Here is an 11,453-nt window from a genome sequence, read left to right on the forward strand (position 1 = left end):
AGGCATCGGTGCTCGCTCCCGGACCGTGGTCCGCTCGCTGGCGCCCATCCCTCCACATATTCACAGTCTCGGCCTCAGTTTCACGCGTATCGAGACCCCAGAGATGTCGGGTAAAAATTAGGGGGGTGCTTAGCGTCGAAGATGGTCTACCTTGGGCCGCAGTTCGCTTGCCGGAGGTAAATTCATGGCTAATGCCGACCACGCGCCAATCCTGATCCCTTTTCCGCCTGCGCCATCAATCTTTCATCCCTCGCCGGAGCTGAATGAGTTGCCAGTTCGTCGACCGGCAGTTCGTCGACCGGTCGTGGCGGGAGAGTCGCTCGCGCGAACCCCCGACGTCGAGTTCTTCGTGGTACTGGCGTGACTAGCCTGCGCTTCGGTGCGTTCCTGCCCCCGATCCACCCGCTGGGGGAGAGCCCGACGTGGTGGCTGCGCCACGACCTGGACCTGATGGCGCACCTCGACCGGCTGGGCTTCGACGAGGCGTGGATCGGGGAGCACCACTCGACCGGCCGGGACATCATCGCCTCGCCCGAGATCTTCATCGCGGCGGCCGCGGAGCGCACCACCCGGATCCGCCTCGGGACCGGCATGACCTCGATCCCGTACCACCATCCGCTGTGGGTGGCCGACCGGATGGTGATGCTCGACCACCTCACGCAGGGCCGGGTAATGCTCGGGGTCGGTCCCGGCTCCCTGCCCGCCGACGTCGCCATGATCGGCATGACCCCCACCGAGAGCCGCGAACTCCTCGAGACCCATCTCGACATCATCCAGCGGCTGCTGGCCGGTGAGTCGGTCACCACGACGGTCGGGAGCCACACACTGGTCGACGCGACGCTGCAGCTGCGCCCGTTCACCGAGCCGTGCTTCGAGATCGCGGTGGCCGCGACGTCGTCGCCGACCGGCGCGCGCCTGGCCGGCAGCCGCGGTGCGAGCCTGATCTCGCTCGGGGCGACCATGAGCCAGGACGGATTCGACGCGCTGGCATACCACTGGGGGATCGCCACCGAGCGCGCCGCCCACGCGGGACGGCCGGCGCCCGACCGGGCGACCTGGCGGCTGGTCACCAACGTGCACGTCGCCGAGACCCGGGAGCAGGCATACCGCGACGTCGAGTTCGGGCTGCAGGACTGGTTGAGGCACCTGAACGACAACGCGGCCGTGCCCGGGTTCGCGCTGCCCGACGGCAGCACGCGGGAGCTGATCGAGTTCGTCAACGACTCGGGCCTGGGCGCGATCGGCACGGCCGACGACGTCCGCCGCCAGATCCAGCGCATGGTCGACCAGTCCGGCGGGTTCGGCACCGTGCTGCTGCTGGCGCACGACTGGGCCGACCCGACGGCGGCGTGGCGCTCGTGGGAGCTCATCGCCCGTCAGGTCGCCCCGCACTTCCAGGGACCGGGGAAGACCCACGCCCAGTCGTCCCACGACGCCCGGAGCCGGATTCTCGCGCGGCACGAGGAGGCGAGCATCGCGGCCGGCGCGGCGCTCGAGCACATGAACCGCAAGTACGCCGACGAGGTGGCCGGGGGGTCCTGACCGTGCCGTCGTGACACGCCTGTCCGTGGTGTGCGCCATGACCAGGGTCAGTCAACAGGAGGGTGCGGCCATGGACGCCGGCCTTGAAGTGAGCTGCCCGATGTGCGGAGGTCTCATCGAGGCGACTGACAAAGATGAGCTCATCCGCTTGTCCCAGCTACATACGCTTGATGCCCACCGCTACAACGTTCCCGCTGAACACGTTTTGGCCGCAATGACGCCCGGCGATATCGATCCCGGCCAGGGAGAGGACGTGCAATGAACTCTGCAGTGGCGGAATGTCCCGCCGTGGACTTCAACATGCTTGATCCGGACTTCGCGCAGGACCCCTATGAGACCATGGATGCATGGCGAGCTCTGGGCCCGGTTGTCTATAACTCTCATCACGATCAGTATATGATTACGTCACATCACAACTGCGTGCGAGTGCTTGGTGACGTTCGCCATTTCAACTCCGCAAAAGTGCTCTCGGAGATGGAGAAAGCATTCGGCGGACCGACTTTTCTTGGCACTGATGGTCCCCGGCATCAGACGGTCCGCGAAATCTGGGCGCCAGGATTTGAGCGCAAGGCTGTCGAGGCCGACTGGGCGGCGCAGATACAGCGAGTTGTGGACGTATACGTGGATCAATTCGTTGAACGCCTTCGATCCGGCGAATCTATCGACGCTCTCGCGGAGATGACGCGGATTATCCCCACTATTGTTACTGCCAAATTGCTGGGCGTCGAAGAGGGCGTGTATAAGGACTTTATCGAATGGAGTGACGCAACGGCGGCGGTTCTTGGCGCACGGCTGGACCCGACTCCGAGAGGTCGAGAGATTGTCACTGAGGGCGCTGCGGCGGCAGCTGCTTTGAACTCGTACATCGGCGGCCTCATCAAAAAGCAACGTGCGCTGGGGGTGTCCGATGGAACGCTTATGGCCCAGATGGTATTCGACGATTTCGCGCCGTCCATGCCTGATCGGGAAATATTGGCAAATGGGACGATGCTGACGGTTGCGGCGAATGAGAGTACGGCGCAGATGATGGCGATGGCCTTGTATGCGCTGGGACGCCATCCTGACCAACGTCGCGCGCTGGTCGCCGACAGGTCGCTTGTTCCGGCTGCACTCGAGGAGGTCCACCGCTGGTTGACTCTCACGCAGTTGGTTTTGCGCCATGCATGTAGCGACGAGTCGCAGGTCGAGGGTTTTACGATCCCCGAAGGTTCCGCGGTCGTGTCTCTTCTGGGTTGCGCGAATCGCGATCCCGCTCGCTGGGACAACCCACACTCCTTCGACATCTTCCGTGTCCGTAAAGCACATCTTGGCTTTGGTTTTGGGCCTCACATTTGCCTTGGAATTCATCTGGCTCGAATAGAGATGAGCATTTGGTTGAATCGGCTGTTGGACAAGTTGCCGGAGTACGAGCTCGCGGGCGATATCGAATTTGGCTCCGACTTCACGCTGCGCGGCCTTCGGGGGGTCCCGATCAAAGCGGCATGATTGATCTTCAGAGAGCGGCAACCTGTCTCATTGGTTGGCGAGGTGCACCTACTTCTAGTACTCCAGCAGGACTTTGATGCTTGACCTGGGGAAACGCCGAGCGGTGGGGGAGTAGCGGCCGGTCGGCGGTCACGGGCGGGTTCCGTGCGCCCACCCCTCGAACGAGTGCCCCCGCCGCCGGTAGTGGCAGCGGCGGGCGACGGCTTGGCGTCGTCGCCGCCAGCCTGGTGAGCTCGATGGCCTCGGTATTCTCGCCGGTTCCGCCCCCTTTTCGGGCCCGCTTTCCGGGAATCCGGCTCTCCGGTGACTACTGCGTGAGTTGGAGCCGGTCGATCAGTTCCCGACGGGGGTAGGTGAGCCGGCCCGGGTGGCGGTCGGTGATGACCGCATGCTTTTGCCGTCGCAGCGGAATGCCGCCGAACCTGGCGACCAGTGGTCTGCTGCCTTTCCCACGCTCAACGATGGCTTAGAAGCACGTGCGCGCCTTGTGCTTGGCCGCGATCCTACGGACCGACGTGTGGTGCTTGGCGGCCGGCGTTTTGAGCATGGAGGTCAGCATGACCCACCGCACCCGGTGTGGTCGTCGGACATCACCGGCGAGCAAGTAGTACTGGACGACGCCTCGGTACTCGGCTCCGTAGATCCGAACGATGTCGTGGTCGCTAAAGTTGATCACTTGGGAGCGGCGCGCAGGTTTACCGCGCTTGGAGTAGAGGGCGATCTTGGCCTTGATCACCCCCTCCCCGGCGGCGGGGGCACTCGTTCGAGGGGTGGGCGTACGGGGCCCGCCCGTGGCCGCCGACCGGCCGCTACGCTCCCACCGCTCGGCGTTTCCCCAGGTCAAGCATTAAAGTCCTGCTGGAGTACTAGCGGAGGCCTCGCCGTGAGCCGGGCGCGGGAGGGCCGGTTGGGGCCCGAGCCGGGCCAGCAGCTGCACCCGTGAGCTGACACCCAGTTTGCGGTAGATCCGGGTCAGGTGCTGCTCTATCGTGCTGGTGGTGAGGTAGAGCCTGCCGGCGATCTCCCGGTTGGTCAGGCCCTTTTCTGCGAACTTGACGACTCTGCGCTCCGCATCGCTGAGCATGAGCATGTCGACTTCCGTCTCCTCCGGCACGTCCAGCGCGTCCGGCGCGCCGACCCGCCGAGCGGGCTGTTCCGCGAAGAACGCCTGCCTGAGACTGTTGGCCTTGCGTGCCGCTGACCGCGCCCGGCCGGCCTCACCGAGTTGGGTGTACGCATCGTGCAGGGCGACGAGCGCACTCGCCAACTCAAACTTGTCCCCGCTTCGGTGCAGGACGTCCACAGCATCGCGCAGCACCGGTGGCCGGAGGGGCAGTTCGCGGGTCGCCGCCAGCAGCCGCAAGGTGCGCCCGCGCACCCGCAGGTGGCCGTCTTGGCCGATCCGGCGTAGCTGCTCGCGAGCATAGCGTGCGGCCACCTCGCGGTCCCCGAGCTGCAGGTGAGCGGCGGCCATCTCGGTGCGCCAGGGCAACGCCTCGGTCTGCGCCATCCCCCACCGGTCGAGCAGGTCACCGACGGCCTGGAAATCGTCGATAGCCACCTGCGCGAGCCCGCGCTCAACGTAGTGACGGCCGCGCGCCAACAGATAGAACAAGCCGAACGGCGTCTCGAACATCACGTCCGGTACTGGCAGGGCGAGCGTGCGCGCCGCTTCATCGTGTTTGCCCTGCAGTGTTTGCGCCGTCAGCAAGGTGCTCAACGGCACACCGGCCAGCACGCCCAATTCGGCGACCGGGATGAGTTCGAGCGCGGCGACGGCCCGGGTGGCCGCGATGCTGAGCGAGCCCCTGCGCAAGGCAATTTCCGCCGCGATCGCGCAAAACAGCGCATGCCAAGTGGGCGCCTGGAGTTCGAGGCAGGTCAGCATCAGTCCCCGGCACCGCCGTTCCGCTTCCTCCAATCGCTCGGCGTAAACCATCGTCAGCAACGCGAGAATGACCGGCAACAGATTGATCTCGGTCAGCGGCTGTTGCCAAAGCGCCTCGTCCGCTTGGACCAAGCGTTCCGCGGTTGCCCCCTGGTGGTGGGTGCTCCGAAAGTGTTCGAGCAAGCGATAACCGATAGCGCCCGGAGGCATGATCGGCGTGCCGTTCGTCCTGCTCTCGCCGGCCGCTCGACGGAAGATGCCCGGATACATGTCGGCCAGCCACATCTGCATCATCTCGAACTCCCATGAGGGCTGGGAGTCCGGCGGCAAGTCGGCCGCCAGCCGGGAGAGCACGGAGCAAACATCGGCCACCCGCCCCTGGACCGACATGATGATGATGGGCATCGTCGCGTGCCGGCCCCGAAGCCGACCGCTCAGCATCGCGTCGGTCAGCTCGGACAGACGGCCGACCGAGGCTCCCAGATCGACCCGCCACTCCGCCCGCAGCAGCAAGGCCAGAATCTCCACCCTGCGCCGGGCATCGGTGTCTACCTGGTACGCCAGCCGCAGCAGCTCTGTGGCCCGCTGCGGGTAGCCCTCCTCCAGCGCCTGCTGCGCCCCCTCGACCAGGTTCGGTACGGCCGACGGGTCGTCGAGACGGCCGGAGGCGACGAAGTGGTCCGCGATTGTCAAGGAGTCCGCGCCGCAGGCCTTGAGCAGATCCGCTGCGCGCCAGCGCAGCTCGGATCGGTCAGCGGCTGAGAAGGTGTTGAGCACGGCGCTGGCGATGATCGGGTGCCGCATCCGGCCGGCTTCCACCAGACCGATCTGGGCCAGCACACGCATTGCTACGGCGACCCGGTCCGGTTCGGCGCCGACGAGCCGGCCGAGCAACGCGAACCGCGACGGCTCGCCTATCACCGAGATCGCACCCGCGACCCGCAGCGTTACCGGATCGCACCGGCGCAGGACGAGCTGGACTGCCCGCTCGAGCTCGGGCCCTGTGTCCAGCTCGGCCGGCGGGCCATCGCCGCCAGTGGCAGCCCAACTGTCCTCCAGCAACGCGTGCAGGAGCAGCGGATTACCACCGGTGAGCTGGTGTGCCTTCGCGGCCAGTTCCGTCGCACCGGACTCGGGGAGTCGCTCGGTCATCAGCTCAGCGACGCCGCTCGACGAAAGCGGAGTCAGCAGCAGCCGCCGGAAGTAGGCCTGCTGGTAGAGCTCGGCGCAGAGCAGCCGGGAGTTGCTCGGGGACATTTCGCTATCGTCGCGCCAGCCAAGGACGATCAGGATTCGGGCGAGCCCGGCACGGCGGATCAGATAGATGAGCCAGTCCTGGGAGAACGCGTCGAGGTACTGCGTGTCGTCAATGGCGATCACCACTGAGCTCTGGCCGGCCAGCTCCAGTACCGCCGTCGCCAGCCCGTCCAGCACCCGAGAACGACTCACCCCGTCGGATGCCGCATCGGCAAGCAGCTGATGGTCGAGCAGATCGCCGACGATCACCGCCGTATCGCGGTCAAAGACCTCACCGGCAAGCAATTGGCGCACGATGCCCAGGGAAAGCGAACATTCGGTCGGCGCCCCACTGGCGCGGAGCAGTCGCGCCCCGGCGCCACGGGCCCGGTCGCCGAACTCATCGATCAGCGCTGTCTTGCCGGTCCCGACAACCCCCTGGAGCGCGACAACGCGCACGCCCTCGGTGGCGGACTCGGCAAAAGCTGCAGTCAACTCAGCGAGTTCAGACTCTCGTTCGATCATGCACGATCCCTCTGTCTTACTGTCTTGCGGAGCGGTTCATTACGAGGGCGTTGCGCGTACTCCTGGTCCATACGGTCCCGCGCCTGCCACAGCCGGACGAGGTCATCCAGATTCACCGCCCCAGCGTCACGCGTCACCCCAGACGGCCTTCAGGTCCTTCACAGGGGAGTCGAGATGGCACTCATCTGTGCGGCCATTTCCTTGGCCTCGGGAACCTGCCGGACCGGTTCATGAACTCCACGAGCGCGGCCTCATTCTCCGGATCCACCTCGAATGGGATAACCATCGTCAGCGGATCCTTGCTCGGCATCTGCCCGATACTCCTTTGGTTCTATCAGTTCGATCTGGCGCGGCGCGTATTCTGAATGTGTCCCGACCAAAACCTATAGAAGACTGGTAGACATTCGCTTGACGTTACGTCCACACAGAATTTACGCACCACAAGACAACGCCAGAGTCGCAACACTGGAGTGGAGGCCGACGGGTCTCACGAAGCGTTCTCCGCGCCTTGTGGCACGGGAGCTGTCCGGCGCTACACGCACCTGGACCGCGTCCTGCTGCCGCTGGCTGCACACGCCGTCGCAGCACGCCTGCGCGAGCTGGAGGCATGCGCCGCGCAAGTGGAGGACCTGACGGAGGCCCGTGCCATCGCCGCCGAGGTGTCCGCCGTCCAGACCGAGGCGGCGGACGAGGCGGGTGTCGACCGGCGGGCCGGCGGGTGACCGGCGAGAGTGGGTACTCGACCACCGTAGTGCCGTACGCTATCTCCCCGCGACCGATTGCCTGTTCCAGAATCCACAGCGCAGAACGGTCTTTGCTACTTTCCGTGGGATTGTAGAATTCCAGCTTGGCGACAATGTCACACTGCTCGTCCGTCAGGGGAATCAGCGGGGTTCCCATAAGGCCCCTGCGAATTTGCCTTGCCCGTTCGATCAGAGATTGATCAGCACGCCTGTGGAGCATGGGCCGAGTCTGGCACGGCACCGGTCGAGGCGGCTCAATCGCGGCTCAAGCGCGTTGCGACAAAAGCTTGGCGGACAAAAAGAAAGGGGCTGTTCAACCGTCCAGGACGGACCCGGGCGAGGTGGGCGGCCGAGGTGGATGCGCATCGCCTCGGCGGCCAGTTCGATCCCGCTGCTGAGGTGGACGAGGTGGTGCATGAAGCCCCCGCCGCCGATGCGCGCGCCCATCTCCACCAGCACCGGCCGCACCCCGCGCAGCCCCGGACCGACCTCTGCCCAACCGATCAATAGCAACGGTCCGACCGCATCAAAATCGCAACGCCAACGTCCACACATTCCCGCACCACGGGTTGGTGTTTTGGGTCAAGCCCCCTCCGACCTGGTCTCCTACCGCCTGCCGTCCGCCGCCGGAAGGCCGTCCAGGAGGGTGCCGAGCGCGGACGTGACCAGCGCGCACACCTCGTTCGGATCCGCGTCCGCCAGCGGCTCCTTGCCCACCAGCACCCGCATCATCCCTATGCCGAGCAGCCAGGACAGGGCCAGATCCGCCCGTAGTTCGTGGTTGTCGGCGCTGGACAGGGAGGCCAGCACCCGCGCGTAGTCGTCGCTGATGGCGCGCACCGCCGTACCGATCTCGTCGCCGCTGTCCACCGAGCGCAGCAGCGTGGCCAGCGCGCGGCTGCCCGGTTCCCTGCCACCGTGGCCCAGCAGCCCGCGCAGGGCGGCCTCCAGCAGCTCATGGGGCGGGGTGGTGCGCAGCTGCTCCTCCCCGTTGTGCGCGATCACCTCGCCGAACAGCGCTCTTTTCGAGCCGAAGTAGCGGAACAGCAGCGCCTGGTTGACCCCCGCGCGATCGGCGATGTCCCGGACCGTCGCCCGTTCATAGCCCCGCTCGGCGAACAGCGCCGCCGCGGCCTCCAGCAGCCGCCGACGTGTGTTCCGCGCGTCCCGGCGCTGCCCCTCGGACACGGTCGTCCCCATCACGACACCCCTCTCGTCTGCCTCCGGCGATTCCCTTCGGCCCGTCAGATCAACGGCGCAAAGGGGCCGTTGACCGTACCAGCCGCCGCCTCCTAGCTTTGTAAGCACGTGCTTACGCAAGGGAGATCACGGTGACCACAGCGGAGACCACACCCATCGACTATCCCTTCAACTCCGCCGAGGGGCTCGCGCTCAGCGAGGCGTACGACCAGGCCAGGAACCACACCGGATTACTCCGGGTGCGCTTGCCGTACGGTGAGCCCGCCTGGCTGGCCACGCGGTACGCCGACGCCCGGCTGGTGCTCGGGGACCGGCGCTTCAGCCGGGCCGCGGCGCTCCACCACGACGAGCCACGGCAGTCCGAGGGCCGGCGCGACAGCGGCATCCTGACCATGGACCCGCCCGACCACACCCGGCTGCGCACTCTCGTCGCCAGGGCGTTCACCGTCCACCAAGTGGAGAAACTCCGCTCGTGGGTCCGGCAGTTGACCCATGACCTGCTCGACGACCTCGAGGCCGCGGGGCCACCCGCCGATCTCGTGGACCGCTATGCCCTGCCCATTCCGGTCGGGGTCATCTGCGCCATGCTCGGCGTCCCGGAGGAGGACCGGCCCAAGTTCCGCACCTGGAGCGACGCCGCGCTCTCCACCAGCTCCCTGAGCGCCGAGGACCTCAGCCGCAACACCGATGAGCTGCGCGCCTATATGGCCGGGCTGATCGAGGAGCATCGCGTCAGCCCGCGGGACGACATCATGACCTCGCTGATCGAGGCGAGGGACGCGGGCGACCGGCTGTCCGAGCTCGAGCTCGTCGATCTGTGCGTGGGCATCCTGGTGGCCGGGCACGAGACCACGGCCACCCAGATCCCCAACTTCGTGCTGACGCTGCTGGACCACCCGGACGAACTGCGCCGGCTGCGCGAGGAGCCCGCACTGCTGCACGGCGCCGTCGAGGAGCTGCTGCGCTTCGTCCCGCTGGGCATGGCCGCGTCCTTCCCCCGCTACGCCACGGAGGACGTCGAGGTGGGCGGCACATTGGTGCGCGCCGGGGAGCCCGTGCTCGTCGCCGTCGGCTCGGCCAACCGCGACGCGCTGCGCTTCGATGAGCCGGGCACTCTGAAAGTCGCCCGCCCCGCCACCCAGCACCTCGGCTTCGGTCACGGTGTGCACCACTGCCTGGGCGCGCCCCTGGCCCGGCTGGAGCTCCAGGAGGCGCTCGGCGCGCTGATCGCCCGCTTCCCGAATCTGCGGCTGGTGGGGGACGTGGAGTGGAAGGGCAAGATGCTGGTCCGCGGGCCCCGCGTCATGCCCATCGGGTGGTGAGCCGGATGACCTGGAAGGCGGAGGTCGATGGCGGCCGGTGCATGGCGTCCGGCATGTGTGCCGGCATCGCCCCCGACCTGTTCGCCCTCGACGAGGAGCACGCCCGGCCGCGACGCGAGGAGGTCCCGGAGGAGGAGCGGGTGCTGGACGCGGCGGACTCCTGTCCCGCGCTGGCGATCACCATCCGCGACGGCACCACGACCGTCGGACCGCGTCCCTGAACCCTGTCCGGGAGACCCCGCGTCAGGACTTCTGCGCGACGCCCGCCCAGAAGGACACCTCTTCGTCGGTCACATCGCCGGTCTCCACATGGGAGTCCCTTTCGGCCAGGTCGGCCCGCCAGCGGTGCGGCACCTCCAGGCCCGGTTCGACCAGCTCCAGACCGGTGAAGAAGCGCTCCACCTCGTCCCTGGTGCGGATTTTCCCCTGGATGCCGCCGCTGTGGTAGATCTGCACGGTCTTCTGGGTGGCCTCGGGGTCGAAGTCCGGGGTGATGTGGCTCAGCACCAGGAAGGAGCCGGGGGCGAGCGCGTCGACCAGCCGCTGGACGAGGTCGTACGGGGCCCACTCGTCGGGGACGAAGTGCAGGAGCGAGACCAGGCTCAGCGCGACCGGCTGGGACAGGTCCAGCACCTCGGTGAGGTCGGGCGAGGCGAGGACGGCCTCGGGCTCGGTGATGTCCCCGTGCACATAGGCGGTGCGGCCCTCGGGGTGGCTCGTGAGCAGGGCCTGGGCATGGGCGAGCACGATGGGGTCGTTGTCCACGTAGACGACCCGGGACTCCGGGGCGATCCCCTGGGCCACCTCGTGCAGATTCGGCCGGGTGGGAATGCCGGTGCCGATGTCGAGGAACTGGCGGATGCCCCGCTCGTCGGCGAGGAACCGGATCGCGCGGTGCATCCAGGCCCGGTTGGTCCGGGCGGCGATCATGACACCCGGCCACAGGGTGAGCACCTTGGCCGCGGCCTCACGGTCGGCGACGTAGTTGTCCTTGCCGCCCAGGAAGTAGTCGTACATCCGGGCGCTGTGCGGTCGCCCCTGGTTGAGGGGGGTGTTGGGGGGCTCCGGCCCGCTTCCGGTCTGGGATGCTACCCCTTGCGCGGTCACGTGGTGTTCTCCTCCGTATCCGGGCGCGATCCCTCACGCCGCGGCCGACTGTTCAAAGGATGGTAACCGCGTGACCGTACGGGGAAGTTGAGGGGCCCGGTGCGGCCGGCGCCATCACGCGCCGGCCGCGCCGCGTTACGAGGCCCGGGTCAGGAGGCGGCGTTGTCCATGCGTTCGCGCAGGCTGCGCGGCCGCATATCGGTCCACACCTCGTCGACGTACGCGGAGCACTCGTCCTTGGTGCCCTCCTTGCCGACGGTGTGCCAGCCCTCGGGCACCTCGAGGTCGGCGGGCCACAGCGAGTACTGGTCCTCGTCGTTGCGCAGCACCTGGTAGCGGGCGGTGTCGTCCATGGTCGGTCTCTCCTGTCGGTGATCGGTCAGGTCGGTCAGATCGGTCAGGTCG

At 67.1% G+C, this 11,453-nt stretch carries 11 protein-coding genes; 5 read left to right on the top strand and 6 right to left on the bottom strand.

Going from position 1 to position 11,453, the window contains the following annotated elements:
• The first annotated feature begins 360 nt into the window (after nucleotides 1-360).
• From J2Z30_RS25160 to J2Z30_RS25170, 3 genes are read left to right on the top strand one after another with little or no spacing between them, the layout of a single operon-like run.
• Complete coding sequence (locus J2Z30_RS25160) at nucleotides 361-1,542, top strand: LLM class flavin-dependent oxidoreductase (protein ID WP_044580012.1); 1,182 nt, start codon at nucleotides 361-363, stop codon at nucleotides 1,540-1,542.
• A 10-nt stretch (nucleotides 1,543-1,552) separates the two neighbouring features.
• On the top strand, nucleotides 1,553-1,804 hold the full coding sequence (locus J2Z30_RS25165; RefSeq protein WP_044580013.1) for a hypothetical protein: 252 nt from the start codon (nucleotides 1,553-1,555) through the stop codon (nucleotides 1,802-1,804).
• Nucleotides 1,801-3,027: a cytochrome P450 gene (locus tag J2Z30_RS25170; RefSeq protein WP_078957143.1), complete on the top strand. Its 1,227-nt coding sequence runs from the start codon at nucleotides 1,801-1,803 to the stop codon at nucleotides 3,025-3,027. Before J2Z30_RS25165 ends, J2Z30_RS25170 begins: the two co-directional genes overlap by 4 nt.
• Before the next feature lie 466 nt (nucleotides 3,028-3,493).
• Here J2Z30_RS25170 and J2Z30_RS25175 read toward each other — a convergent pair whose 3' ends face one another.
• From J2Z30_RS25175 to J2Z30_RS25190, 4 genes are all read right to left on the bottom strand, one after another.
• Complete coding sequence (locus J2Z30_RS25175; RefSeq protein ID WP_245388428.1) at nucleotides 3,494-3,871, bottom strand: group II intron reverse transcriptase/maturase; 378 nt, start codon at nucleotides 3,869-3,871, stop codon at nucleotides 3,494-3,496.
• A gap of 3 nt (nucleotides 3,872-3,874) precedes the next feature.
• Nucleotides 3,875-6,676 carry an AAA family ATPase gene (locus tag J2Z30_RS25180; protein WP_044580016.1) on the bottom strand — a complete coding sequence of 934 codons (2,802 nt, stop codon included), beginning with the start codon at nucleotides 6,674-6,676 and terminating at the stop codon, nucleotides 3,875-3,877.
• A 932-nt stretch (nucleotides 6,677-7,608) separates the two neighbouring features.
• The gene (locus J2Z30_RS25185) at nucleotides 7,609-7,878 is read right to left on the bottom strand and encodes a hypothetical protein (protein WP_209468830.1); all 270 of its coding nucleotides are present in this window, start codon (nucleotides 7,876-7,878) and stop codon (nucleotides 7,609-7,611) included.
• Nucleotides 7,879-8,025: 147 nt separating this feature from the next.
• Complete coding sequence (locus J2Z30_RS25190) at nucleotides 8,026-8,619, bottom strand: TetR/AcrR family transcriptional regulator (RefSeq protein WP_044580017.1); 594 nt, start codon at nucleotides 8,617-8,619, stop codon at nucleotides 8,026-8,028.
• Nucleotides 8,620-8,750: 131 nt separating this feature from the next.
• Between J2Z30_RS25190 and J2Z30_RS25195 the strand changes: the two genes are divergently transcribed.
• Nucleotides 8,751-9,941 (top strand): cytochrome P450, encoded by a 1,191-nt coding sequence (locus J2Z30_RS25195; protein WP_044580018.1) that lies wholly within the window; start codon nucleotides 8,751-8,753, stop codon nucleotides 9,939-9,941.
• Between the two features lie 5 nt (nucleotides 9,942-9,946).
• On the top strand, nucleotides 9,947-10,162 hold the full coding sequence (locus tag J2Z30_RS25200; RefSeq protein WP_037953950.1) for a ferredoxin: 216 nt from the start codon (nucleotides 9,947-9,949) through the stop codon (nucleotides 10,160-10,162).
• 22 nt (nucleotides 10,163-10,184) lie between these two features.
• Here the strand turns inward: J2Z30_RS25200 and J2Z30_RS25205 are convergent, their stop codons facing one another.
• Together J2Z30_RS25205 and J2Z30_RS25210 are read right to left on the bottom strand one after the other, a co-directional pair.
• Nucleotides 10,185-11,048, bottom strand: a complete 864-nt coding sequence (locus J2Z30_RS25205) for an SAM-dependent methyltransferase (RefSeq protein ID WP_044580019.1) — start codon at nucleotides 11,046-11,048, stop codon at nucleotides 10,185-10,187.
• Between the two features lie 149 nt (nucleotides 11,049-11,197).
• Nucleotides 11,198-11,401, bottom strand: a complete 204-nt coding sequence (locus J2Z30_RS25210; protein WP_044580020.1) for an MbtH family protein — start codon at nucleotides 11,399-11,401, stop codon at nucleotides 11,198-11,200.
• Nucleotides 11,402-11,453: the final 52 nt, after the last annotated feature.

This window comes from Streptomyces iranensis, from assembly GCF_017874715.1.
GTDB classification, from domain to species: domain Bacteria; phylum Actinomycetota; class Actinomycetes; order Streptomycetales; family Streptomycetaceae; genus Streptomyces; species Streptomyces iranensis.

What these genes read in the sequence shown, in the direction of transcription:
- J2Z30_RS25170 (WP_078957143.1), top strand. Translation starts at nt 1,801, where the DNA reads ATGAACTCTGCAGTGGCGGAATGTCCCGCCGTGGACTTCAACATGCTT.
- J2Z30_RS25200 (WP_037953950.1), top strand. Translation starts at nt 9,947, where the DNA reads ATGACCTGGAAGGCGGAGGTCGATGGCGGCCGGTGCATGGCGTCCGGC.
- J2Z30_RS25180 (WP_044580016.1), bottom strand. Translation starts at nt 6,676, where the DNA reads ATGATCGAACGAGAGTCTGAACTCGCTGAGTTGACTGCAGCTTTTGCC.
- J2Z30_RS25210 (WP_044580020.1), bottom strand. Translation starts at nt 11,401, where the DNA reads ATGGACGACACCGCCCGCTACCAGGTGCTGCGCAACGACGAGGACCAG.
- J2Z30_RS25190 (WP_044580017.1), bottom strand. Translation starts at nt 8,619, where the DNA reads ATGGGGACGACCGTGTCCGAGGGGCAGCGCCGGGACGCGCGGAACACA.